The 24,484-nt window shown below is 65.3% G+C and carries 23 protein-coding genes; 7 read left to right on the plus strand and 16 right to left on the minus strand.

Annotated elements, in window-relative coordinates; translation table 11 throughout:
- Window position 1: 1 nt before the first annotated feature.
- Together AC1DT6_RS30850 and AC1DT6_RS30855 are read right to left on the minus strand one after the other, a co-directional pair.
- A complete protein-coding gene (locus AC1DT6_RS30850) occupies window positions 2-943 on the minus strand; it encodes a branched-chain amino acid ABC transporter permease (RefSeq protein WP_441631749.1) in 942 nt (313 codons plus the stop codon).
- Between the two features lie 129 nt (window positions 944-1,072).
- Window positions 1,073-2,320, minus strand: coding sequence for a branched-chain amino acid ABC transporter substrate-binding protein (locus AC1DT6_RS30855; RefSeq protein WP_441631747.1), 1,248 nt, complete (start codon window positions 2,318-2,320; stop codon window positions 1,073-1,075).
- Window positions 2,321-2,744: 424 nt separating this feature from the next.
- On the opposite strand from AC1DT6_RS30855, the gene AC1DT6_RS30860 reads away from it, so the two are divergent.
- The gene (locus AC1DT6_RS30860) at window positions 2,745-3,449 is read left to right on the plus strand and encodes a FadR/GntR family transcriptional regulator (RefSeq protein WP_276288008.1); all 705 of its coding nucleotides are present in this window, start codon (window positions 2,745-2,747) and stop codon (window positions 3,447-3,449) included.
- 91 nt (window positions 3,450-3,540) lie between these two features.
- Here AC1DT6_RS30860 and AC1DT6_RS30865 read toward each other — a convergent pair whose 3' ends face one another.
- Both AC1DT6_RS30865 and AC1DT6_RS30870 read right to left on the minus strand, forming a co-directional pair.
- A complete protein-coding gene (locus tag AC1DT6_RS30865) occupies window positions 3,541-4,035 on the minus strand; it encodes a hypothetical protein (RefSeq protein ID WP_441631745.1) in 495 nt (164 codons plus the stop codon).
- Window positions 4,036-4,210: 175 nt separating this feature from the next.
- A complete protein-coding gene (locus tag AC1DT6_RS30870; protein ID WP_441631743.1) occupies window positions 4,211-5,107 on the minus strand; it encodes a LysR family transcriptional regulator in 897 nt (298 codons plus the stop codon).
- 117 nt (window positions 5,108-5,224) lie between these two features.
- On the opposite strand from AC1DT6_RS30870, the gene AC1DT6_RS30875 reads away from it, so the two are divergent.
- From AC1DT6_RS30875 to pcaD, 4 genes are all read left to right on the plus strand, one after another.
- Complete coding sequence (locus tag AC1DT6_RS30875; protein ID WP_477115185.1) at window positions 5,225-6,346, plus strand: muconate/chloromuconate family cycloisomerase; 1,122 nt, start codon at window positions 5,225-5,227, stop codon at window positions 6,344-6,346.
- A 50-nt stretch (window positions 6,347-6,396) separates the two neighbouring features.
- Complete coding sequence (catC, locus tag AC1DT6_RS30880) at window positions 6,397-6,675, plus strand: muconolactone Delta-isomerase (RefSeq protein WP_035871859.1); 279 nt, start codon at window positions 6,397-6,399, stop codon at window positions 6,673-6,675.
- A gap of 73 nt (window positions 6,676-6,748) precedes the next feature.
- Window positions 6,749-7,732: a tripartite tricarboxylate transporter substrate binding protein gene (locus tag AC1DT6_RS30885; protein WP_441631740.1), complete on the plus strand. Its 984-nt coding sequence runs from the start codon at window positions 6,749-6,751 to the stop codon at window positions 7,730-7,732.
- Window positions 7,733-7,739: 7 nt separating this feature from the next.
- Complete coding sequence (gene pcaD / locus AC1DT6_RS30890) at window positions 7,740-8,543, plus strand: 3-oxoadipate enol-lactonase (RefSeq protein WP_441631738.1); 804 nt, start codon at window positions 7,740-7,742, stop codon at window positions 8,541-8,543.
- A gap of 56 nt (window positions 8,544-8,599) precedes the next feature.
- Here pcaD and AC1DT6_RS30895 read toward each other — a convergent pair whose 3' ends face one another.
- From AC1DT6_RS30895 to AC1DT6_RS30910, 4 genes are all read right to left on the minus strand, one after another.
- The gene (locus AC1DT6_RS30895; RefSeq protein ID WP_441631736.1) at window positions 8,600-9,436 is read right to left on the minus strand and encodes a DUF3047 domain-containing protein; all 837 of its coding nucleotides are present in this window, start codon (window positions 9,434-9,436) and stop codon (window positions 8,600-8,602) included.
- Window positions 9,437-9,541: 105 nt separating this feature from the next.
- Window positions 9,542-10,123, minus strand: a complete 582-nt coding sequence (locus AC1DT6_RS30900) for a hypothetical protein (RefSeq protein WP_441631734.1) — start codon at window positions 10,121-10,123, stop codon at window positions 9,542-9,544.
- 69 nt (window positions 10,124-10,192) lie between these two features.
- Complete coding sequence (locus AC1DT6_RS30905) at window positions 10,193-11,098, minus strand: SDR family oxidoreductase (RefSeq protein WP_441631732.1); 906 nt, start codon at window positions 11,096-11,098, stop codon at window positions 10,193-10,195.
- A 58-nt stretch (window positions 11,099-11,156) separates the two neighbouring features.
- Window positions 11,157-11,912 (minus strand): SDR family oxidoreductase, encoded by a 756-nt coding sequence (locus tag AC1DT6_RS30910; RefSeq protein WP_441631730.1) that lies wholly within the window; start codon window positions 11,910-11,912, stop codon window positions 11,157-11,159.
- Window positions 11,913-12,061: 149 nt separating this feature from the next.
- Between AC1DT6_RS30910 and AC1DT6_RS30915 the strand changes: the two genes are divergently transcribed.
- On the plus strand, window positions 12,062-12,964 hold the full coding sequence (locus tag AC1DT6_RS30915) for a LysR family transcriptional regulator (RefSeq protein ID WP_441631728.1): 903 nt from the start codon (window positions 12,062-12,064) through the stop codon (window positions 12,962-12,964).
- Window positions 12,965-13,018: 54 nt separating this feature from the next.
- Here AC1DT6_RS30915 and AC1DT6_RS30920 read toward each other — a convergent pair whose 3' ends face one another.
- From AC1DT6_RS30920 to AC1DT6_RS30955, 8 genes are all read right to left on the minus strand, one after another.
- The gene (locus AC1DT6_RS30920; RefSeq protein ID WP_441631726.1) at window positions 13,019-13,192 is read right to left on the minus strand and encodes a hypothetical protein; all 174 of its coding nucleotides are present in this window, start codon (window positions 13,190-13,192) and stop codon (window positions 13,019-13,021) included.
- Window positions 13,193-13,252: 60 nt separating this feature from the next.
- A complete protein-coding gene (locus tag AC1DT6_RS30925) occupies window positions 13,253-16,348 on the minus strand; it encodes an efflux RND transporter permease subunit (protein ID WP_477115186.1) in 3,096 nt (1,031 codons plus the stop codon).
- A gap of 1 nt (window position 16,349) precedes the next feature.
- Window positions 16,350-17,507 carry an efflux RND transporter periplasmic adaptor subunit gene (locus AC1DT6_RS30930; RefSeq protein WP_441631722.1) on the minus strand — a complete coding sequence of 386 codons (1,158 nt, stop codon included), beginning with the start codon at window positions 17,505-17,507 and terminating at the stop codon, window positions 16,350-16,352.
- Window positions 17,508-17,529: 22 nt separating this feature from the next.
- The gene (locus AC1DT6_RS30935; RefSeq protein WP_441631720.1) at window positions 17,530-18,927 is read right to left on the minus strand and encodes a TolC family protein; all 1,398 of its coding nucleotides are present in this window, start codon (window positions 18,925-18,927) and stop codon (window positions 17,530-17,532) included.
- A 479-nt stretch (window positions 18,928-19,406) separates the two neighbouring features.
- Window positions 19,407-20,117 carry a DUF746 domain-containing protein gene (locus AC1DT6_RS30940; protein ID WP_477103471.1) on the minus strand — a complete coding sequence of 237 codons (711 nt, stop codon included), beginning with the start codon at window positions 20,115-20,117 and terminating at the stop codon, window positions 19,407-19,409.
- A gap of 524 nt (window positions 20,118-20,641) precedes the next feature.
- A complete protein-coding gene (locus AC1DT6_RS30945; RefSeq protein WP_441631716.1) occupies window positions 20,642-21,367 on the minus strand; it encodes a hypothetical protein in 726 nt (241 codons plus the stop codon).
- Window positions 21,368-21,407: 40 nt separating this feature from the next.
- A complete protein-coding gene (locus AC1DT6_RS30950) occupies window positions 21,408-21,794 on the minus strand; it encodes a hypothetical protein (protein ID WP_477111121.1) in 387 nt (128 codons plus the stop codon).
- A 347-nt stretch (window positions 21,795-22,141) separates the two neighbouring features.
- Window positions 22,142-22,747 (minus strand): response regulator transcription factor, encoded by a 606-nt coding sequence (locus tag AC1DT6_RS30955; protein ID WP_441631712.1) that lies wholly within the window; start codon window positions 22,745-22,747, stop codon window positions 22,142-22,144.
- A gap of 101 nt (window positions 22,748-22,848) precedes the next feature.
- Between AC1DT6_RS30955 and AC1DT6_RS30960 the strand changes: the two genes are divergently transcribed.
- A complete protein-coding gene (locus tag AC1DT6_RS30960) occupies window positions 22,849-24,483 on the plus strand; it encodes a sensor histidine kinase (protein WP_441631710.1) in 1,635 nt (544 codons plus the stop codon).
- Window position 24,484 lies beyond the last annotated feature (1 nt).

The following is a 24,484-nucleotide window of genomic DNA, read 5'->3' on the forward strand; positions in this document are numbered from 1 at the left end:
GTTACTCCTTCTCGCCCATCAGCCCTGACGGGCGAACCAGCAAAATCAGCAGCATCAGCGCGAACGGGATGGTCCCGGCCAGGCTGGACAGCTTCAGGGTCAGCAGCCCGCCCGCTTCCCCGGCCCAGGCGCCCGCGCCGAACAGGGCCAGCAGGTCGGCGAGGCTGCGGTCGATGCCGACCGAGAACGCCGTGATCAGGCCGATCATCAGCGAGGCGAGCATGGCGCCCTCCAGCGAGCCCAGGCCGCCCACCACCACCACCACGAAGACCATCACGCCGAGTTCGAGCGCCATGTTCGGGTTGGTGGTGTAGAACGCGCCCGCCACCGCGCCGGCCAGGCCGGCCAGCGCCGCGCCGATGCCGAACACGCCCATGAAGACCAGCGGCACGTTGTGGCCCAGCGCCTCGGCCATGCGCGGCTTGTAGATGGCGGAGCGCACCACGATGCCGACCCGGGTGTAAGTGAGCAGGAGGTAGATCACGGCGAACATGGCCACGGCGATGCCGCCCATGAACACGCGGTAGAAGGGATAGGAGGAAACCCCCAGCTGGAAGGCCGCGAAGTCCAGCGATGCCGGGATGCGGTAATCCACCGGGAAGTTGCCGAAGAACAGCTTGATCAGCTCGGCAATGATGAAAGACAGGCCGAAGGTCAGCAGCAGCTCGTGCGCGTGGCCGTGGTGATGGACGCGGCGCAGGAAGAAGCGCTCCACCGCCACCCCGACCAGTCCGACCAGGATCGGTGAAACCACGATGGCCGGCCAGAAGCCGATTGCGCCCTGCAGCGTGTAGGCAAAGTAAGCGCCCAGCATGTAGAACGACGCATGGGCAAAATTGAGCACACCCATCATGCCGAAGATGAGGGTCAGGCCTGCCGACACCATGAACAGCAGCAAGCCGTAGATGGCGCCGTTAAGCAGTGAGACGATGAGGTATTCCATGAAGGCTTCCTTGGAACGAGCCTGTGCGGCCATATGGCGCGCGGCCGCCGGAGTGAACGGCCGCGCTTGCCAGTGCCGCGCCGGGCGGCGCTGAGCTGGCAGGTCTTGCTATGGCAATGGCAGGGGGAGTCAGACGGCGCGCGGCATCTTGCAGCTGGCCTGGGCCGGCGTGGCGGCTTCAGTGGCGGAGAACGTCTTGACCGGCTTGAAGCCCATGTCGGTGCCGTCGACCTTGAACTTCGCGTCCTTGGCGACGACGGACACCACCATGGGCAGCAGCACCTGGTGATCGGCGGCGCGCATGCTCATCTCGCCCATCGGGGTCTTGATCTTGGCGTTTTCGAGCGCCCTGGCCAGCGTGCTGGTGTTGAGCTTGCCGCCTTCCGGCTTCACCGTCTTCAGCGCCTCGCCCAGCATCTCCACCGCGAATACCGTCTGCGGCTCGATGTAGGCCGGCATATGGCCCTGCCTGGCCTTGAAGTCGTTAGCGAAGCGCTCACTCTCCGCGCCGCCCGCTTCGGCGTTAAAGGGGTGGGCGACATAGTGGCCGAGCGCCACATCGGCGGCGTTGCCGATATTGCCCGGCTGGTCGAGGAACACCGTAGCGAAGCGCGTCTTCAGGCCTGCCGCCTTGCTGGCCTTCATCAGCAGCAGCAGGTCGTTCGACCAGTTGCCGGTGATCACGCTGTCCGCCTTGGCGGCGGCGATCTTGGCCACGTACGGCGAGAAGTCCTGGACCTTGTTGACGTCGTGCAGGGTCTTTTCCACGACCGTGTAACCGCCCGCGCTGGCGTAGTCGCCGGTGGCCTTTTCCATATCGATGCCCCAGGAGTAGTTCTGGTCGATCGAATAGACGCGGGTGCCGAGGGCGTTGAGCGGCTTCATCGCGCCGACCAGCGCCTTGACGCGGATCTGTGCGTTGGTGGCGAACTTGAAATGGTAGAAGTGGCACTTCTCGCCGGTCAGCTCCATGGCCTCGCCGCCGACGTTCATGAACAGGATTTCCTTGCCCGGATTGCGCAGGTTGAACTTGCGCACGTCCTCGGTGATCTGGCCGGACACGGCCGACGACGAACCCTGCATGACGATCTGGGCGCCATCGGCCACGGCCGCCTTCAGCTTGTCCGCCGCGCCCGCCGGGCCGCCCTGGTTGTCGTACTCCACCAGTTGGAGCGGCTCGCCATTCCAGCCGCCGGTGGCATTGATCTTGTCGATCGCATAGCGCGCCGCCGCGCGGAACATCAGGCCGGTCGATGCCTGCGGGCCGGACAGTGTCTCGACCAGCGCAATCTTTACCGGCGCCGCCGATGCCGTGCCAGCCAGCACCGAGAATGCCGCGGCTGCGAACAAAGGACGGGGAATGCGGCTACCGCTCATGGGTGTCTCCTAGCTTTGTTGGGATCATCTGGCGGGCGCTGAAACTGGCCCGTCATAGTGGTCTGACCTGTGTGTAAAGTGGTCTGACAGGTTTACTATAGGGAGATGGACGACAGCCGTCAACGGCGACATGCCCGCCATGAGGGTTTCTACTGAGGACCGGATCGGACGGCTATCCACGCATCGGAGCGTGGGTCATCTTCCCTTGCAGGGATTGGCTTTCTGGCACATAGCAGGCGCTGCTACGGTCTGGTGCTGGTGCATTTCGCACGTTCCAGACGAGTTGAGTCGTGCTACATTGACCTGTAAGACCAATTCAAGATCGAGCGCCAGCCAGATGCCGGCTGGCGCCAGGGAGCCAGTAGTGAACAAGACCATGCCCGGTGCCGCGGCGCCRCCGTCCACCCAGCGCCCGGAGGGAACCATGTTCCATCCCGAGCCAAAACACCTGCCGGACGAGATCGCAAGGCGGCTGATCCAGGCGATCCAGACCGGCGAGTTCGCCGTGGGCGACCGCCTGCCCAGCGAGCGCGTGCTATGCGAGCAGTTTTCGGTCAGCCGCGCGGTGGTCCGCGAAGCGCTGTCGCAGCTCAAGTCGGAGGGTCTGGTTGCACCCAAGGCGGGCAGCGGCGTGTTCGTGACCGAGCGCAGCCAGCGGCAGGCGTTTCGCATGCAGGATGTGGCCATCGACGAGAAAGACTCGCTGGCGATGGTGATGGAACTGCTGGTGACGATTGAAGTGGCGGCCACCAGGTTCGCGGCCATGCGCCGCACGCCGGAAGATCTCAAGCGGATCCGGCGGGCGCTGATCGGCATGGAGTACGAGATCGCCAACGACCGGCTGGGGGACGAAGAGGACTTCGCCTTTCACCAGGCCATTGTGGAGGCCACCCACAACCCGCATTTCCAGGCGCTGAGCGAACACCTGGAGCATGGCGCGCGGCGCGTGATCCGGCAGGCGAGGAGCAATACCAAGAGCCATCACGCGGACATGGTCGAGGCCGTGCAGGACGAGCACAAGACCATCTACGACGCGATCGCGGCGGGCGATCCGGAGCGGGCGGCGGAGGCGGCTGAAACCCACCTGCGCAACGCGGCCAAGCGGCTGAACATGTACCTGAAGGGCTGATTCCGCGGCGGACCGATCACGCTTGCGCCGCGCTGCCCAGCCCTTCCGTCTTTACGTCTTTACGTCCTTAAGTTCTTAAGTCCTTAAGTCCTTACTCAAGCCCGGCCAACCCCGGCTGGAAATGCTGGACCAGGCGCTCGCCGTTGCCGAGCAGCACGCTGACTTCCACCCCCGAGGCCATATCGTGGCAGGCTGAGCGGCTGGTGCCGGAGAGCGACAAGCTGCGGCCTTGCGGGCATACGCTCGCCGAACGTACCTGGCCCTCGGTATCGACCGAGACGGCGCCATAGCCGGCCCCCATCGACAGGCCCGAGGCCTGGCGCCAGGTCCATGCGGACGGCGCGAGGCTGGCGGTGATGTCGGTGCCGTCGCATTGCAGCACCGCGGCGGTGGCCGTGACGCGGGTGGCGCCGGGCGTCAGCGGCGTATCCGCGTAGCGGAGCTGGAGGCGCAAGGCACCGGTTTGTGGCTGGCCGGGGGCGCTGCCCGGCGAGGTGCCCGGCTCGCGCGCGGTGAGCGCTACCTCACATTGCGTGCCGCCCCAGGCTTTGCGCAGCGTGTCGCCGCAGGCTTGAAGGAGAGCCATGAACAGGCCGCCCGGCCGTGGCCCGGCGGCATGGCCCGATAGTGACCCTGATTGCATCGGTGGCACGATTTCCCCGTCTCTTTTTTTGTGCGTGCACTGTACAAACCGATCGCGCGGCCCGCATCACCCGTTTGTGGGGTGCCGGACGTTATTCATCTCGCCGCCGGGGCGGAAATCAGTCCCGTGGCGGCGTGCGCGCCAGCTCGCCCACCCGTTTCACCACTTCGGCCAGCAGTGCCGAGCGGTCGTCGCTGCGATAGCTCATCATCACCGGGGACGTAAAGCCGGGTGCATCAATCGGCATGTAGGCCACGTCGTCGCGATGCAGGCGCTGCACGGATGCCGGCACCAGGCAGATCCCGAGCCCGGCGGCCACGAGGCCGATGGCGGTCTGTAGTTCGTTGGCCTCCTGGGCCACGCGCGGTTGCAGGCCCTGGGTGCGGAACAGCGCCAGCACATGATCGGCGTAACTGGGCCGGGGCCGCGCCGGATAGAGCACGAAGGGGTGCGCCGCCAGTTGCGCCGGCGTCATGGGCGGACCCTTCAGCGCGGCGTGGCCGCTGGGCACGGCGGCCATCAGCGGCTCGGCCATCACCACCGTGCGGGTAATGGCCGGGTCGTCCAGCACGATGCGGCCAAAGCCGATATCGATGCGGCCGGCCTTGAGCGCTTCCATCTGCTGCACCGTGGTCAGCTCGGACAGGCCGACCTCAAGCGCGGTGTCGGAGCCGCGCACCTGGCGGATCAGCTCCGGCAGGAAACCGTACAGCACMGACGGCACGAACCCGATGCCGAACCAGCGCTTCTCGTTGCGGCCGATGCGCCGCGTGCCTTCCACGATCTCGTCGATACGCTGGTTCAACTGCAGCGACTGCTCCAGCAGGAAGCGTCCGGCCTCGGTCAGCCGCACGGCGCGCGCGGTGCGGTCCAGCAGCACCGTGCCGATTTCGTCCTCCAGCTGGCGGATCTGGCGCGACAGCGGCGGCTGGGCGATATGCAGGCGTTCGGCGGCGCGGGTGAAGTTGAGTTCGGCCGCGACAGCCTGGAAATAGCGCAGGTGACGAAGCTCCATGGCGCCTGCCCCTCCATACTTTAAAGGTATTGATCGGGACATACTCGGTCTTGGACACCCTGAATGTCAAGCCACATACTGCATCCCAGCGTATTCCATACTTGGCAGACATACAGCATGAAAGCAACCGTCACCTCCGTCGAAGCCATCCTGGTCGACCTGCCCACCATCCGGGCGCACCAGCTCGCCATGACCACCATGCAGCGCCAGACCCTGGTGATCGTGCGGCTGCGCTGCAGCGATGGCGTCGAGGGCATTGGCGAAGCCACCACCATCGGCGGCCTGAGCTACGGCGACGAAAGCCCCGAGGGCATCAAGCTGACCATCGATACCTATCTGGCGCCCGCGCTGGCCGGCCTCGATGCGTCCAATATCCACGCGGCCATGCAGCGCCTGGCCGCGGTGGCGCGCGGCAACCGCTTTGCCAAGTCGGCGCTGGAGTCCGCGCTGCTCGACGCGCAGGGCAAGCGCCTGGGCCTGCCGCTGTCCGAACTGCTGGGCGGCGCGGTGCGGCCGAACCTGGCCTGCCTGTGGACCCTGGCCAGCGGCGATACCGGCCGCGACATCGAAGAGGCCGAGTCGCTGCTCGAGGCCCGCCGCCACAACACCTTCAAGCTCAAGATCGGCCGCCGCTCCGTACGCGACGACGTGGCCCACGTGTCGGCCATCAAGCGCGCGCTGGGCGACCGCGCCCGCGTTACGGTGGATGTCAACCAGGCCTGGAACGAGGCCGACGCCGCCACCGGCATCGCCATGCTGGAAGCCGCCGGCATCGACCTGGTCGAGCAGCCGGTGCCGCGCGAGCAGCGCCCCGCGCTGGCCCGGCTGGCGGCGCGCTTCGTCGTGCCGGTGATGGCCGACGAGTCCGTGTGCGGCCCCGAGGACGCGATGGAACTGGCGCGCATCGCCGGCGCGGACGTGTTCGCGCTGAAGATCTCCAAGTCGGGCGGCATCTTCGAGATGCTGCGCACCGCGGCGGTTGGCGACGCCGCCGGCATCGCGCTGTATGGCGGCACCATGCTGGAGGGCAGCGTGGGCACCATCGCCGCCGCCCACGGTTTTTCCACGCTGCCGCGGCTGGCCTGGGGCACCGAGCTGTTCGGCCCGCTGCTGCTCAAGGATGATGTGGTGACGGCGCGTCCCGAGTACCGCGACTTTGCCTTGCACCTGCCGGTGGGGCCGGGGCTGGGCCTGACGCTGGACGAGGATAAGCTGGCGCATTACCGCCGTGCCGCCTGAGGCGCACCTGCCGCCACCCATGAGCAAACACAGACCCAAGGAATAAAAGCATGCTGTTTCTGGTGAGAATGGACGTAAGGATTCCGGCCGACATGCCTGCCACGCAGGCAGACGAGATCAAGGCGCGCGAGAAGGCGTACTCGCAGGACCTGCAGCGCCAGGGCAAATGGCCGCATATCTGGCGTGTGGTGGGCGAGTACGCCAACTACAGCATCTTCGATGCCGAGTCCAACGACGAGCTGCACACGATGTTGTCCGGCCTGCCGCTGTTCCCGTACATGGAGATCCATGTCACGCCGCTGGCGCGGCACCCGTCGTCGATCAAGTAATCAAGAAATAACGCCGCGGCCCGCGATGGCCGCGGTCCAACTCCAACTCCGAAACCAACTGGAGGAGACTTTGATGCGCTTGCCTTTCCTGCGCGCCTGGGCCGCCTGCGCCTGCGCGCTGGCCACCCTGGCCGTGCTGCCGTCCGCACACGCCGACGCCTATCCCGATCACCCCATCCGCTGGGTCGTGCCATTCCCCGCCGGCGGCGCCATGGACAATATCGCCCGCACGCTGGGCGAGGAAATGTCGAAGTCGATGGGCCAGGCCATCGTGGTGGAAAACCGCCCCGGCGCAGGCGGCAATATCGGCGCCGAGCTGGTGGCGCGCTCGCCCGCGGATGGCTACACGCTGATCATCGTGGCCAACGGCATGGCGGTGAACCCCGCCCTGTACGGCCGGCTGAACTATGACCCGGTGAAGGACTTCGCGCCGGTGTCGCTGCTGGCGGTGGTGCCCAATGTACTGGTCACCAGCAAGGCCAAGAAGCTGCCCGCCACGGTCCCCGACCTGATCGCCGCCGCGCGCGCCACGCCGGACAAGTACACCTATGCCTCGGCCGGCAACGGCACCTCGATCCATCTCGCCGGCGAGTTGTTTACCTCGCTGACCGGGGTCAAGATGCTGCATGTGCCTTACAAGGGCAGCGGCCCGGCCATGACGGACCTGCTGGGCGGCCAGGTCGACTACATGTTCGACAGCATCACCTCGGCCAAGCCGCATATCGATTCCGGCAAGCTCACGCCGATCGCCGTGACCACCGCCAAGCGCTCGTCGACGCTGCCGAACGTGCCGACCCTGGCCGAAGCCGGCGTGAAGGGCTATGACCTGTCGCCGTGGTTCGCCGCCTTCGTGCCGGCCAAGACGCCGCCCGCCGTGGTCGCGCGGCTGAACCAGGCCATGGTGGACGCGCTGGCCAAGCCGTCGGTGCGTACCCGCCTGGCCGGCATCGGCGCCGAGCCGATCGGCAGCACGCCCGCGCAACTGGGCAAGCACCTCGCCGCTGAAACCGACAAATGGGGCAAGCTGATCCGCGAACGCGGCATCCGCGCAGACTGAGATCGTCATGACCACCGCATTCAACCAGGGCATCGCGCTGCACTACCAGATCGAGGGGGCGCCGGACGCGCCCGTTCTGGTCATGTCCAACTCGCTCGGCACCGACCTGCAGATGTGGGCGCCGCAGATGGACAGCCTGTTGTCCCGCTTCCGCGTGCTGCGCTACGACACGCGCGGCCACGGCGGCTCCGGCCTGCCGGCCCCGGCCGGGCCGTTCGGGTTTGCCGAACTCGGGCGGGACGTGCTGGCGATCATGGATCACGCCGGCATCGGACGCGCCCACTTTTGCGGGCTGTCGATGGGCGGCATGACCGGCATGTGGCTGGCGGCCAGCCACCCGGAGCGCTTCGGGCGCTTCGTGTTGGCCAACACCGCCGCCCTGATCGGGCCGGCCAGCGGCTGGGACACCCGCATCCAGACGGTACGCGCCCAGGGCATGGCCGCCATCGTCGACGCCGTGCTGGCACGCTGGTTCAGCGCCGGCTGGCTGGCCGGCAACGCAGAGCGCATCGCCCCGGTGCGGCAGATGTTGCTGGATGCGTCGCCCGAAGGCTATACGGCCAACTGTGCCGCCGTGCGCGATGCCGACCTGCGCCCGCTGCTATCGCGCATCGCCAGCCCGGTGCTGGTGATCGCCGGCACGCACGACCTGGCGACCACGCCGACGCAAGGCCGCGAGGTAGCCGCGGGGATCGCCGGTGCGCGCTATGTGGAGCTGGACGGGGCCCATTTGTCCAACTGGGAGCAGCCGCGGGAATTTGCCGAGGCGGTGTGTGGGTTCCTGGGAGCCGGAGTTGTAACCGGCTTCTGACAACTCGATGCGCGGACGAGGCCAGGGCGGTATTGCCCCACCGCGCCTCGCCCCCGCTACTTCGCCGGCCCGAACCGAATATCCCCATACCAGGCGCGCGCACTCGCCCTGGTGTTGTCCGTATCGGTGAGCAATCCATAGGCGGCCACCTTGCCCGGCTTCTCGTGGAAGGCATGCTCGAAGTCCTGCGCCACGTTGCGGCTCAGCGCCAGCCACTTGCCGGTGCCGTCGGCGCTGCCCGAGACCACGATCATCTTGACCCGCGAGGTGTGGGGATTGTCGATGACCGAGCCGACCGGCGCGGTATTGGACCAGACGTACATCAGCGTGGCATAGGGCAGTTCCTCGCCCGCCAGCGTCTTGGCAAGCTGGATGGCGGCACGGTCGCCCAGCGGCAGCTTGCTCTTGTCTCCTTCGAACATGAATACCAGCCGCGCAGGCGCGTCCTCTTTCGATGCGACGCTGTTGTCGGCATCGTCGATCGGCCGGTCTATTTTCCAGCGCCAGGTCAGCTGCGGTGTTTCTGCCAGGTCGACGTTGCCCTTGTGCATCAGCGCGGAGGCGGAGGCGGCGGCATCGGCCTGCAGCACCGTGGCGCTGTCGTCTGTTACGAGGCTGTAACGGGTCAGCGTCTTGCCATGCGCGACCGGCAGGTTCTTCCAGCCGGCCGGTAACGGGCCGCCGGGCGTGCCGGCGGAAAAGGCGGCGCCGGGAGCCGTGGGTGCCGCTGGCGCGGATGTGGCAGATGCGGCGGATACCTGCGCCCGGGCGGGGGGCGCGGCAGGCACCAGCAACAAGCCGCACGCCAGCAGGCCAGCCCGCATGCGCGCGCCGGGCAATGCCTGGCCTGCCGACGCAGCGGGGAATGGCTTCGAAGCCAGATGGAAGTTCATGATGGATTGCCCGGTGGTTGCCGTCATTGTTCTTATTGTTTTCATTGTAGGCAGGGGCCGGGGCATTTGCGCGTGCCGCGTGTGGCGCAACGCGGGATTGGCAGGCTAGGGCGGGGCTTGCGGACGCCGTCCTTCCCGGCTGCCCGCCGTGCTCGCCGGCATGCTCCCGAAGATTTCGCCGTAGTAGCGGTAGCCGGCGTCCATCTGCTTGCCGAAGGCAAAGCCCTGGGCCAGCATCGCGTCGAAATCCGCCCGCGCGACCTGCATCACATAGCTATGTTCGTGCGCGACCAGGCGGCAGGTGCCGGAGGCCTGGCGCGCGCTGAACCACTTGCCGGGGTCGGCATGGCCGGACGGGTAGGCCTGGCCGCCGTGTTCGAGCTGCCAGCCGCCGTCCAGCAGCACCCAGACGTCGGCGGCGCTGTCGCCTGCGTCCGCGCACTGCGTGATCACGGTGCCGGGTTCCGCCTCCCACTCGCGTGAATGGTCGATGGTCCAGCGCAGTTGCGCGGTTGTCAGGCTGGTGAAGAACGGCGTCTTCCGCAGCAGGTAGAGATAGGTCTTCGACGCTTTCATGGGTTTGCCCCGGGTGATAGCGGCATCGCCTTGCCTGGCCGGGTGGGCTTCGCAGGATGCGAGCAGAGCCGGCAGCAGCGCGGCGAATGCGAGTGGGATCCATCGTTTCATCGCCGTTCCTGACGGTGAGCCCGGGCCGGGGTACGGCCCGGGCCGGCTTTTCGGTTGGCAGGGAATGGTTCAGCGGCAGACCGTGGCTTGCAGCAAGTCCTGCATGCCGATCCGCTTCGCAAACTCGGTCCGCACGCGCTCGGAGACTTCCAGCACTTCCCGCGCGCCATCACCGACAAAATCGATCACCGAACGCATCGGGCGCGTGCCGGCAGCCAGGCCCACGATCCGCACGATGTCATCGGCCACGGCCTTCGGGTCGGCGTCGTCGGGAGTGAGTGCGCTCAGGCGTTCGCCAATCTGGTCCATCACGCCGTCATAGCGGCTATAGGCGGCGGCCGTGGCCAAATCGGCGGGCTTGCCCGCGCTGGGGAAGTGCGCGGTGCCGCGGGTGAACGCGCCCGGCACCACGATCGAGGTCTCGATGCCAAAGCGCGCGATCTCATAGGCCAGCGTGACGGCCAGCGAATCCATGGCTGCCTTGGCCGCGCCGTAAGGCCCCATGAACGGGGGGAAGCCGCCCTTGGTCGTGGTGCTGCTGATCCACAGCATCAGCCCGGCTTCCTGCTTGCGCATATAGGGCAGGGCGGCGCGATTCACGCGCTGCGCGCCGAACAGGTTGGTRTCGAACACTCGCATCATTTCCTCGGGCGTGAAGGCCTCGGCGGGCCCGACCACCAGGTGCCCCGCATTCTGCATCACGACATCGATGCGCCCTTGTTCCCGGACGATCGCCGCGGCTGCGGCGTCGGCGGATTCCTGTGACAACACGTCGAGTTCGAGCGGATGCAACTGGATGTTCCCGGACTTGGCGAGCGCGCGCAGTTCGTCCGCACGGCCGCGGTTGCGGCCCTTCACATCGCGCATGGTCGCGTAGACGATATGGCCCGCTTCAGCCAGTGCCTGCGCGCTCAGCTTGCCGATGCCTGTGCCGGCGCCGGTGACGAGGATGACTTGTTGATTGGCGTTTTGCATGATGTTCCCCTTGCGTTGTGTCTGCTTGTGTCTGATGGCTCAGCGCGACGGATCGGATTCAGGCGACGCCGCCGTTGGCGCGCAGGATCTGGCCGTTGACCCAGCCGGCGTCGGGGCCGGCGAGGAAGGCCACCACGGAAGCGATGTCCTCCGGCTGGCCCAGGCGCTGCAGCGGGGGCATCCTGGCGAACGCCTGGATCTGCTCGTCGGTCTTGCCGTCGAGGAACAGCGAGGTGGCGATCGGGCCGGGAGCCACCGCGTTCACCGTGATGCCGCGGCCGCGCAATTCCTTGGCGAACACATGCGTGAACGATTCGACGGCGGCCTTGGTGGCGTTGTAGACGGCGTAGCCAGGCATGTTCAGCGCCAGCGTGGTGCTGGAGAAGTTGACGATGCGCCCGCCGTCGTTGAGCCGCGCGGCGGCTTCGCGCAAGGTGTTGAAGGTGCCGCGCACATTGATGTCGAAGGTCAGGTCGTAGAGCGCGTCGCTGGTGTCGGCCAGCGGCACGGTCTTGAGCACGCCGGCGTTGTTCACCAGCACGTCGACCTTGCCCAGTTGCTGCTCGGTGATCTCGAACATGCGGCGCACATCGTCGGCCCTGGACACATCGGCCTGTACCGCGATGGCGGTTGCGCCTGCCGCCTTCAACTCGGCCACGAGGGCCTCGGCCTGCGCCGCGCCGGCCGCATAGTTGACCGCGACCGCGAAGCCGTCCCGGGCGAGACGCTGGGTAATGGCTGCGCCAATGCCGCGGGAAGCGCCGGTCACGATGGCGACTTTGGTAATGCTGTCGGTGCTGTTGGTGTTGCTCATGATCGTTTCCTTTCGGGGGGGGGGAAACGAATCATGGATCATTCGGCTGGATAGATAATTAGCCGTAACTTGATATCATTGCTCCATTTGGTTTAACAATGGGGCGAGCCGGGTTGCCTGTCGGCCACGTGATCACCCGGAGAAGTGCAATGGACCGATTCCAGGAAATGCAGGCCTTCGTGCGCATCGCCGAGCGCCAGAGCTTTACCCAGGCCTCCGAGGACCTGCGGATCCCGCGCGCCACCATCACCAACCTGATCAAGCGCATGGAGCAGCGGCTCGGTGCGCGGCTACTGGAGCGCACCACGCGCACGGTACGGCTGACCCACGATGGCGAGGCGCATTACCGCCGCTGCGTGCGCCTGATAGCCGACCTGGAAGAAGCGGAAGGCTCGTTCAGGAATGCCGCGCCCAAAGGCCTCCTGCGCGTGAACCTGCAAGGAACGCTCGCGCGCCATTTCGTCGTGCCTGCGCTGCCGGATTTCCTGGCGCAATATCCCGACCTGGAAGTCCACATCGGCGAGGACGACCGCCTGGTCGACCTGGTGCGCGAAGGGGTCGATTGCGTGCTGCGTGCAGGGAACCTGCAGGATTCGTCGATGGTCGGCCGGCGTGTCGCCCTATTGGAGCAGGTCACCGTGGCCAGCCCGGCCTACCTCGCGAAGCATGGCGAGCCGAAGGGCCTGGACGCGTTGTCGGCGCATCGCGCGGTCAACTACGTCTCCAGCGGGACAGGCAAGGCAGTGCCGATGGAGTTCACCGTGGACGGCCGCGTGACGGCGATCCAACTGGCGGCCACCGTCTCGGTCACCGGTGCCGACCTCTACACCGGCGCCTCGGTGGCCGGGCTCGGGCTGGTCCAGGTGCCGCGCTATCGCGTGGCAGCCGAACTGAAGGACGGCCGCCTGCAGGTCGTGCTGGCGGACCTGCCGCCGCCGCCGATGCCGGTCTCGGTGCTGTATTCGCAAAATCGCCAGCTCTCGTCGCGCGTGCGGGTCTTTGCGCAATGGTTGCGCGAAGTGTTCGAGGTGGCGGGGACTGGGGGAAGGTAACCCGGGCCTGATTCCCGTCGGAGTGCCGGTCGGCGCCTAAAGCGCGGAAGCCGGCTATTTCCGCGCGTTGGATGGCAGCACCGAGTTCCGGTTAGCCTGCTTGGCGGACTGCGCCGACGATGGCTTGCTACCTGCCGACGCCTTTTGCGGCGCGGCGCCGGCTACCCCGACACCGGTGCAAAGCAGGACGGCCAGCAGCGTCGCCGGTGCCTTCTTTCGCATGCTCATGATCGACTCCCGTTGCGTGGCCGGCCCGCCCGTGCGTACCAGCCACTGGTTGGTTCAGGTTCAAACGCCTTCAGCCGGCGTCAGCGAGGCCGAATCGGGGCCACCCTTGTGCGCGCGATGGCGGTTCACCCACGAGAACACCACCGGCAATRCCAGCAGCGTGAGCAGGGTGGTGGTCACCATGCCGCCGACGATCACCAGGGCCAGCGGACGTTGCGCTTCCGAGCCGATGCCGTGCGACAGCGCCGCTGGCAGCAGGCCCAGACCCGCCAGCATGGCCGTCATCACCACCGGCCGCAGGCGCAGCGCGGCGCCCTCGACCACGGCTTCATGCAAATCCTCGGACTGCGCCAGCCGGTTGACGTAGGAGATCAGGATCACCCCGTCCTGGATCGCTATGCCGAACAGCGACAGGAAGCCGATACCCGCCGAGATTGATAGCGTCTCTCCGGCGATATGCAGCGACAGCAGGCCGCCGATGGCCGCGAACGGCACGTTCAGCACCACCATCAGCGCATCCTTGAAGTTGCCGAAGGTGCTGTACAGCAGGAGGAAGATCACCAGGATGGTCAGCGGCACGATCACCGCCAGCTTCTTCTGCGCGATCTTCATCTGGTTGAACTGGCCGTCCCAGAAGATGCTGTAGCCCGCCGGCAGCGTCACCGCCTTGCCGACCTTGTCCTGTGCCTCGGCCACCGCGCTGCCCAGGTCGCGCCCGCGCACGCCGAACTTGATGGCGATATAGCGCTTGCCGGTTTCACGGTAGACGAAGAACGGACCATCCGTGGCTTCCACCTTGGCCACCATCGACAGCGGAATGCGCTGCCCGTCAGGCGTATCCACCAGCAGGCGCCCGATCACGTCCGGATTGTTGCGCGCCTGGTCGTTGAGCCGCACCGACAGCCCGAAGGTCTTCTCGCCTTCCAGGATGTTGGTTACCGCATCGCCGCCGATCGCGAACTGCACGGCGGACTGGATGTCGCTGACGTTCATGCCGAAGCGCGCACTCTTCTCGCGGTCGACCGTGATGTTCAGCGTGGGCTGGCCCAGCTCCTTGAAGATGCCGACGTCGGCCAGCCCCGGCACTTTCCTGAGGATCGATTCGACTTCCTTGGCCTTGTTCTGCAGCATCACCAGGTCGGAACCGTAGATCTTCACCGAGTTCTCGCCCTTGACCCCGGACAGCGCCTCGTTCACGTTGTCCTGGATGTACTGCGAGAAGTTGTACTCGATGCCCGGGATGCGATCCAGGTGCTTGGACAGCCTTTCCACCACCTGTTGCTTGGTGGCGCCCTTGGGCCAGTCGGCCGGGGGCTTGAAGTAGAGCGCGTATTCCTGGTTGAACACGCCAGTGGAATCGGTGCCATCGTCGGGGCGCCCGATCTGTACCGACACGGTTTTCACCTCGGGCTGCTCGCGGAAGAAGCCGCGCAGGTCGCGCGCGATGGATGCCGAGTAGTCGAGATCAACGGTGTTGGGCAGCGTGATGCGCAGCCACAGGTTGTTTTCCTCCAGCGTGGGCAGGAACTCGGTGCCGAGATAGCGCGAACTGTACAGCGTGCCGGCCAGGCCGATAAAGGCGGCCAGGAACACCAGGCCGGGCTTTTTCAGCAGCTTGCGCAGCAGGGGTTTGTAGCCGCGCAGGATCACCGCGATAAATTTCGGCGAGTGCGGCCGCAGCGAACCGCGGAACACGAAGGATGTCACCGCCGGCACGAAGGTCAACGCGAGCACGATCGACGCCAGCAGCGCGAAGCCCATGGTGAAGGCCATCGGCTTGAAGATGATGCCCTCCACCCCGCCCATGAAGAACAAGGGCGAGTAGGCCACGATAATGATGCCGGTGGAGAAGATCATGGCGCGCTGGACTTCGCTGGTGGCCCTGATGATGCCATCCTCGACATTGGTCTCGCCTTCCTCCAGGTGGCGCATGATGTTCTCCATCACGATCACCGCGGCATCCACGATCAGCCCGAAGTCGATTGCCCCTAGGGAGATCAGGTTGGCCGGTACCTTGAAGTGGTCCATATTGATGAAGGACACGCACAAGGCCAGCGGGATCACCGCCGCCACCACCGCCGCTGCGCGGAAGCTGCCGAGGAAGATGAACAGCACGATCAGCACCAGCGAGATGCCGACGAACAGCGCGTGCTCGACGGTCCCCATGGTGATGTCGAGCAGGTTCTGCCGGTCGTAGAAGGTCTTGACCTGGACGTTCTTCGGCAGCACGTTCTGGTTGATCTCGGCGATCTTGTCGCGCACCCGCGCCAGCACCTCGGTGGCGTTCTCGTCGCGCTTCATCAGCACGATGCCTTCGACGATATCGTCATGGTGGTCGAACTGCACCATGCCCAGGCGCGGCGTGTTGCCCACCCCGACCTGGGCGATATCGCGCACGCGCACCGGCACGCCATTGGACACAGAGACGGTGACGTTGCGGATATCGTCGAGCGTTTGCAGCAGGCCCACGCCACGCACCACGAACTGCTGCTCGCCGGACTTCATCAGGCCGCCGCCGGTGTTGGCGTTGGCGCTGGACACCGCATCCACCACCTGCTTGAGCGAGAGCCCGTAGGCCTGCAGCTTCTCGGGCGTCGGCACGATCTGGTACTGCTTGACCATACCGCCGAAGGCGGTGATGTCGGCCACACCGGAAACGTGCTTGATCTCCTTGTAGACGCTGTAGTCCTGGTAGGTCTTCAGCGTGGTCACGTCAACGCCATTGGCCTCGATCCGGTAGCGCAGGATTTCGCCGGTGGCGTCGCCGTCCGGCGACAGGTTGGGTTGCACGCCGGGTGGCAGACTGGCCTGCGACAGGTAGGTGACGAAGTTCTGGCGCGCCTTGAAGTTGTCCACGCCCTCCTTGAACTTGACGGTCACCACCGACAGCCCGAACAGCGAGACCGAGCGGAAGGACTGCACGTCGGGCACGCTGGCCAGCGCGTTCTCCACGGGGATCGTGATTTGCTGCTCGACCTCGACCGTGCTGCGGCCGGGCCACTGCGTAATGGCCTGCACCGTGACCGGCGCCACGCCGGGATACGCTTGCAGCGGCAGCCGCAGGAAGCTCAGCACGCCGGCTGCCAGCAGGCCAAGGGCCAGGAAGACGATAACCAGGCGCCGCTTGAGGATGCTTTTGATGGGCGAGAAGACCATCTCAGGCCTCCTGCTTGAGCAGCAGTTCGTTGAGCAGCATGCCGCCCTGCGTCACCACGCGCACGGTCGCGCCCGCCGGCACGCCGTCGGTGACCAGGAAGGTGCCGTCGCTGCGCGGTGTGCCCTGCACGGCCACGCGCTCGATATGCCTGTCGTCAGGCTGGAGCATCAGGTAGAGCTTGCCCTGGTCCTTGACGATGGCCGATTGCGGCACCACCAGCGCTTGCGCACTGCCGGTGACGATGCGCGCAGTGGCATACATCTCGGGTTTGAGCGTGCCGTCCGGGTTGGGCACATCGCAGCGCACCTGCAGCGTATGGGTGTCGGCGTCGACATTGGGCGCGATAAAGCTGACGCGCCCGCGGTAGTGCCGTCCGGGATAGGCCGGGGTTTCAATCTCGATGGCCTGGCCCAGGCGTACGTTCTTGATATCGTTCTCGTAGAGATTGCCGGTGAACCAGATCGAGCGCGTGTCGATGATGCTCATCAGCGAATCACCGACATTGAGATAGGAGCCCGGGTCCATGTCGCGCTTGACGATGGTGCCGCCGATCGGCGCGCGCACGGTCAAGGTGTCGGAAGCCGTGCCGCGCTCGCGGATGCGGGCGATGTCCTCGGTGGTCGCGCCCAGTACGCGCAGCTTGTTCTCGGACGACTGCATGGTTAGCTTGGCGTCATCCACCAGTTCCTTCAGGTCGCTGTTGCTCAGGGTGTGATAGGCGTTGTGCGAAAGCAGGAATTCATTCTGCGCGGCGATGTACTCGGGCGAGTACAGCTCGGCGAGCGGTTGGCCGGCATGGACCACGGCACCCTCGAAGACCAGGATGCGTTCCACGCGGCCGGCCACGCGCGCGGACGCCAGCTTGGCCTGCTGCACGTTGTACGCGAGCTTGCCGGGCGTGGGTGTGTCGACCGGGACAGTTTGCATGCTGAACACCGCGGATTTGACCGTTTTCGGATCGAAGCCGCCTTCGGGCAGGGCCAGCGAGGAGGGGACGCGGCGTGGCGTGGCGGTCTCAGCGTTGGTATAGGGCGCAGCGGCCAGGGCTGGCACGGTGGCTGGTACCGCCTGCAGTGACTGGGCCCAGTACTTGCCACCCCAGATGCCGCCGGCGAGGACCACAATGAAGCCGGCGCCAATTATCAGATTCTTGTTCATAGGTTCAAGGCCTTCGCGGCCATCAGAATTTGTCCCGGCCCACCGCGGCGGCGAGCGTGTAGTAAGCCTGGCGCGCCTCGGACTCGGCCTGCGTCACCGCGAGTTCCGCATTCTTGAGCGCGGAGCTGGCAGTGAGCAGGTCGGTGAAGTTGGCATTGTTGTTGGCGTAGTTGGTGAAGGCCATCTTGTAGGCTGTCAGGGCCTCAGGCAGTTGCCGCTGGCGCAGGAACTCGGCCTGGTTCACCGACTGGCGCAGGTTGTTGTGCGCGGTATCCACGGCCAGCAGCGTCTGCTGGCGTACCGACTGTTCGTTGGCGTCGGACGCCACCTTGTTGGCTACGGCTTCATCCACGCCGTATTTTTCCTTGGTAAAGAAGAACAGCGGGATGATGACGTCGAACTCGATGCCGTAGCTGGCCGGCTGGAAGCCCAGTGGCGGGTTGTTGCCGTTGAAGGTGGCGATGATCTGGAAATCCGGCAGGTAGGCTTTGCGGGCCAGGCGCACGCCTTTTTCGGCGGCTTCCACCTGGAAGCGCGATGCGCGGATATTGGGATGCTCGCGCAGCGCCATGTCCTCCAGTTCGGGCAAGGGCGTGGGCGGCAGGCGCGCCGCGCTGGCATCCGTGCGCAATTCGAGCGGGAACTCGGGACTCTTGCCGATCAGTGTGTTGATGGTCTTGAGCGCGTTGTCATACTGGCGCTCCAGGCCAAAGGTATCGTTCTGCGCGCTGCTTTGTGCTACCTGGGCGTTCAGGTAGTCGACATAGCCCGCCGCATTGTTGGCGTAGCGGATGCGCGCCACCTGCTTGACCTGCTCCAGCCGCTTGAGGTTGAGGCGCAGCACATCGAGCTGCGCTTTCTGCGCCAGCGCCTGGAAGTAAGTCGTGCTCAGCTGTGCGTAGAGCTGCAGGTACAGCGCGTCGCGCTGCGCGTCGATGGACTCCGCCTGCGTGTTGGCGATATCGGCCGCCAGCGCCTTCTTGCCCGGAAACGGGAAGGACTGCGTGAGCGTATAGCTGAAGTTCTGGGCTTGCGCCAGCGCCAGCGGGCTGTTCTTGGGCAGGGCGCCCCAGATGAAGCCCACCTGCGGATTGTTGGGCGCGGCGATCTGCGGCACCGTGGCCTTGGCCGCCATATAGAGCGAGCGCGCCTGGATCAGTTGCGGGTTGCTCGCGCGCAGCTCTTCCGAGAGCTCCCACAGGGAGAAGCCCGGCCCGACCAGGCCCTTGTTTTTTTCTTCGGCACTGAGCGGTGCCGGCGGCGTCGTGGCCGCACCGGTCCCGCGCGGCGTTGAAGCTGGTTGGTCCCACCCGCTGGCTGGCGCGTTGCCGGCACCAGGCGCCTTCTTTGCCGGCGGTACCAGCGGTACCGGGTCGGTATCTCCGCTCAGTTCGACACCGCAGGCGACCCGAGCCGCCAAGACCAGAATGACGGCTGCTCCAACTTTTCTGTTAGTTGGTTTTTTAATCATGAATACTCCCATCGCTACTTGCCACTGTTATGACAGCGAAATCTTTCAATCGCCCTTCCGCAACATTGCAAATAGCTTTCGGAAATTTAGGTAATTACCCGTATCCTTTTCTTGAAATTTGCAAAGCCAATTCAAACTTGGTTTGAGGAATGGCTATTGAGATTTCCTGGAGCGATGTCCCATGCAAAGGCCGTGTAGCGCGCAAGGGCGCGCGACACCATGCCGGAAACGGCAAGATATAGGTGGATTGCGTGACGGAACCTTACGCGAAACGCTACCTGTTCAGCGTGCGATGGAAATGGTTGTCCGTGTTTTTATGTGATGAAAATTAAATATAAATAGATCTTATATTTCACATCACCAGGTAGACTGGGTTGATATCCGCGCGAGTAAATATACGGGCTTTCCTTGGGGCGGATTGCTCCATGCTAGTGCGCGGTCTGCTCGCAGAGGGCGCATACCCGTATCAACAAAGGCGCGTTCTCCATTTCGGCGAGCGCCTCGCTATCGTCGGATGCGATGGAGCACCTGCATCCGCGCGTCGCGGGCGCGGTTTCGCCGCGGGCGATTGCCGGCATGACCGCGTAGCGCACGCCGAGCTGCACGCGACGCTCCCACTCGCCTTGCGGATCCAGTTCCAGCAGCCACAGGCGCGTCTGGACCGACCAATGCCTGACGGTCTCGCTTTTGATCGCCAGCCGGCGCGCCGCTTCGGCGACCGACACCTGTTGCGAGGCCAGCTGAAAGAACGCCTCCGCTTTGTCCTCCAGCCTGAGCCGCGCCATGGGCGTGCCTGTCAGCCGGGTGAAGCGCTGGCGGCAGCCTCCACAATGGAAGAAGGGCAGGCTGCCATCATCGGTGCCGTCGTAGACCGTCTTGTGCCCGCCGCAACGCGGGCAATGCGGCGGCACGTGGCTCGCGCTATGCAACGTGCGCCATGCGGACAGCAGGTATGCGGCCAGCCCGGCATCACCGGTGTCTGCAGCTCCGCTCGCGCGGACATGGATCAACGTGGTGGCCCGCCGCAACTCATCCGCAAAGGGGCGCAGGGGCCGCTGGGGTGGCACGCGGCCGGCCCGGCCCGCTGCCGGGATATCCCGCTCGGGCGGCGTTGGCTGTTGCTGTTGCGATCTGCTCATAGCGTAGACGCGAACCGCACCGGTCCCGGAAGGGGGCCGGGACTGGTGCGCCGCCTGCTCCGATGCGCGGCAGCGCAGTGGGCGCTACCAGCTGATTCAAGGATGCCCGCACCCCGCGGCATCGGGTCGTGCAGCGGTGGTGCATTGTTGGGGGCGTCGTGGCTTCCCAGGGCTCTTAATCCCGTGGCCCCCGGTCGGGGAGCGATGGAATAGCGCAGATTCTAGGTGGAATGCCTGCCGCCCCTCTACTGTGATTGATCACAGTAGAGGGGCGGCAGGGCCTCGTGAAGGTTTCGAAAAAATGAACCTAACCTATTGATTTGTAAAAATAATGTGGTTCTTTGGTGAGATGGGCCGTGCAAGTCCGGCTTATGGTCCCCAAAGCGGGTGACATGGCTAGTCCGGTATGGCGAAAGCGCTCTCAGGACCGAATCATCGATCGATATCCGCAACTCTCCAGCTGTGAGCTTGCGCGACGCCGTCTGCACGTTGCGGCGTTTCCACGTGTGTCCGGGAGCGCGCTTTTAGTTTGATGCGTGTTGCAGGCGCACGACTTCTGGTTCTGCAGGGGTGTCAAAGCCCTGATTCAGCGCGGGCTTGATCGTGCGTGGCTCCAGCGTGATCTGCTGCAGGGGTGCGATTTGGATGGCTTGCATAGCCAGTGTGGCGAACGCGCGCCTGAATTGCCCGATATCCCGCTGCGACTCATCGGAAAGCCGGATGGCGAGCGTCCCCATTGCGAGTCCCGTTATGGCCTGATCAAGGATTGGTGCTCCTGGCCCGGATGGCTGCTGATCCTTGTTCTTCCTGTCCACATTCTCGATGTCCAGGAAGCCGAGGTATTGCACCTTGCCCGGCATCGCAGTAAAGGGAGCGGATACACCAAAGCGCATTGACCCAAAACCCGGCGCGGTGGTTCGTTCGGTAAGGCCAGACAACCACGTCATTTCGTTATCCCCGGCCTTCACTTTGGCCGCAATCAGGAACGTCTGATTCTCTGGTGGGCCGATGGCCGTTGTAGCGGCTTCGGTGGCCGTTCCCGATTTGGAAAACATCAGTGGGGATCGTTCAAATGTGATTCCGAAGAGCTTGATGGGGTACTTTGGTTCGCGTGTATTACTCACGCGCGCAGCGACTAACACCAGTGTTTCGTCGGAATTCAATTCCAGCGGGGCCTTCCGCGAGAGATCGAGCGGAGCGCAACCAACGAGCGCCCAGGCACTCAGGGTCACCAGCATTTTCTTTAGCATCTCAGTTCCTTGTTCTCATTCTTCCGGTACCAGTTCCGCATCAGCGCGGCCGTGTGTCACCGACCGTTTGAATAGGCGCTTTCGCTTTGACGATCGGTGTTTCCAGGACACGGAAGGCGTCAAACAGCGCGCGGTATTTGCCGCCCGGGTTGGTAATCAGTTCGGTGTGGTGCCCTTGCTCGACCAGTTGCCCGTTACCCAGCACCAGGATGCGATCCGCCAGCCGCAGCGTGGAGAGCCGGTGCGCAACGATGAACACGGTGCGACCGGCACAGATCTTCTCCGGGTTGTCGTGAATGACTCGCTCGGATTCGTAGCCGAGGCTGGCGGTCGCCTCATCGAGCAGGAGCAGGCGCGGATTGGTGGCCAGCGCCCTGGCAATGGCTGCGGGCGCGCTGGCCGCCCGAGAGCAGACTGCCGCGTACACCGACGACAGTGTTGTAGCCCTGCGGGTTGAAGAGTCCGCCAGGGAGCATCCAAAGAAATCAGCGATGACTTTGGATGGCGGCAGCGTATCAAGCCCGTACCCAGCTTCGTTTGGGAAATTTCGGAATCTGTTGCGGATTCATCCGGTATTGCTTCTGGTGTGCCCGTCTCGCGATCGGGTTCTTGCCAGTTCCGATTGCGCAAACGGTGGCACGATCCTCGTCGATGGTTCCGGATGCGGACTCCTGCGGCGCGCCGGCATTCAGCGTGGAACGATGGCGGAAGTGGCTCGGGCAGCGGCCGGGCCGGGGCTGCCCGGCTGGCCGGAGTGCAGCCGGCGCGGGCGCGCTATGGCTTGATGATGCCGGCGGACGCGGCTTTGACGACAGCTTCGATGCGGGTGGCGACGCCCAGTTTCTGGCGCGCATTGTCGATATGGAAGTCCACCGTGCGTTTGGACAGGCCCAGGATGGTGGCGATCTCTCCCGAGGTCTTGCCGCGTGCGGACCACACCAGTGCCTCCACTTCCCGCTCGCTGAGCTGCACGGCCGGCAAGCCCGGCCGCGTGCGCGCCACCCGGGCAAGGCGGGCTTCGACGATGCTCGTCAGGATGTCGAAATCGACCGGCTTGGTCACATAGTCGTCGGCCCCGAGCCTGCGGCCCTTGAGTTCGGCTTCGCGCTGGGCCAGCGCCGTGAGGAACACAAAGGGCATGTCGGCGAAGCGCGGCGCCAGCGAAGTGATCTTTTCGAGCAGTTCGAAGCCCGTCATCACTGGCATACTCACGTCGCAAAGGACGAGATCCGGCGTGTCCCGCAGGATGGCGGCAAGGCCTTGTTGGCCGTCGTGCGCGGTGCTGACGGCAAAGCCCCGTTCGATCAGTTCTTCGGCAATCAGGGCGGCCGTTTCGGCATCGTCCTCGATGCAGAGGATCTTCCGGCGGGCATCGTTCATGGTGGTCCTTGGTAGCGCCGGCGGGGAGGGACTTCCGGCAGGCCGTCGGGACGCACGGCACGCCCCGCGCACAGCGTAGCGAAATTCAGGATAAAAGTCTTATGAATCACTCAATTCGCCCGGCGCCCGCCAGCCGGCGGGTGCGCCGCGGTTTGGGGCGGCGCCTGGTCGGGCTGCCTGATTCGGTGCCGATGCTCAGGCCGATCCGCGTGCGGCTGTCGCTCGTCTTCGTGTTGTTCCTGCTCCTGGTGGTGGGCGTGGGGCTGTTCGGCATCAACCGGCTGAGCAACTTTCATAGCGTGTCCGCGCAGATCAGCGGCCGCTGGCTGCAGAGCAACCGCATCCTGGGCGACCTTAATAATTATATTTCCGACTACCGCGCCTTCGAAGGCGATGCGCTGATCGCGACTTCGCGCGCTGACCTGCGCGCGGCCGAAGGGCAGATCGGCAAGCTGGACGATGTGATCAAGGAGGTCGAGGCCCGCTACGGCAAGATCGAGCATGAGCCGGCGGAGCTGGAGCTCTACCAGCAGTTCATGGCGCAGTGGTCCGCTTACCGTCAACTGGTCGACCGCGTGGTGTCGCTGGCCCACCAGAAGGACACGACGCAAGCCGTGGCGCTCTACCGCGGCGAGTCGCGCCACGCTTTCGAGCAGGCCAACGGCACGCTGGGCGTGCTGACGGAGCGCAATGTCGTCGGCGCCGCGCAGGCCACCGCGCGTGAAGCCGATGCCTACCACGAGGCCCGCCGGCTGATCGCCGGCGCCATCCTGGTGTCGGGCTTCCTGGTGATCGCGGCCGTGGCCTATCTGGTGCGGGCGGTATCCAATCCCATCGCGGCGCTTGTCGAGCGCATGCACCGCATCACCGACAACGATCCGCACGTCGATATCCCGGGTGCCGGGCGCAAGGACGAGATTGGCGAGATTGCCCGCGCGGTGGTGCGCTTCCGGGACAATACGATCGAGCTGGAGCGCAGCAAGGCGGCGCTGGCCGCTCAGACCACGATGCTGCGGGACACGCTGGAGAACGAGCGGCGCCTGGCGGTGCTGCAGCGCAATTTCGTCTCCATGGCCTCGCATGAGTTCCGCACGCCGCTAAACGTGATCGATGGCCACGCGCAGCGGCTCATGCGCATGAAGGATGCGCCCTCCGCCGACGTTCTCGCCGAGCGCTGCGGGCGCATCCGCGTGGCCGTGCGACGCATGACCAATCTCATCGACCACTTGCTCGACTCCTCGCAGTTGCTCGATGGCGGGCGCCTTGCCACGCTGCAGGGCGTTGATTTTTCGTTGGCGCTGCTGGTGCATGAGGTGTGCGAGATGCACCGGGAGAGCTCTCCCGCGGCCGTGATCGAGGAAACCATCGAACCCGGCGTTGGCGAGATTTTCCACGGCGACGCCAAGCTGCTGTTCCAGGCAATCAGCAACCTGGTAGGCAACGCGATCAAGTACTCGCCGGCGGGCGTCCCGGTTGCCGTGCGGCTATCCGCGGACACGGAGGCGATCAGCGTCTCCGTGTCCGATCGCGGCATGGGCATTCCCGACAAGGACCGCGCCCAGATCTTCGAGCGCTTTGTGCGCGGCGGCAACGTCGCCGGCACGGCAGGCGCGGGCGTTGGCCTGTACCTGGTCAAGCTGGCGGTCGACCTGCACGGTGGCGAGGTGGTGGTTACCAGCAAGGAGGGGCAGGGCTCGTGCTTCGCGGTCCGCCTGCCGCGCGCCGCCGCGGGCTGAA

This window comes from Cupriavidus sp. 01L45, assembly GCF_056399885.1.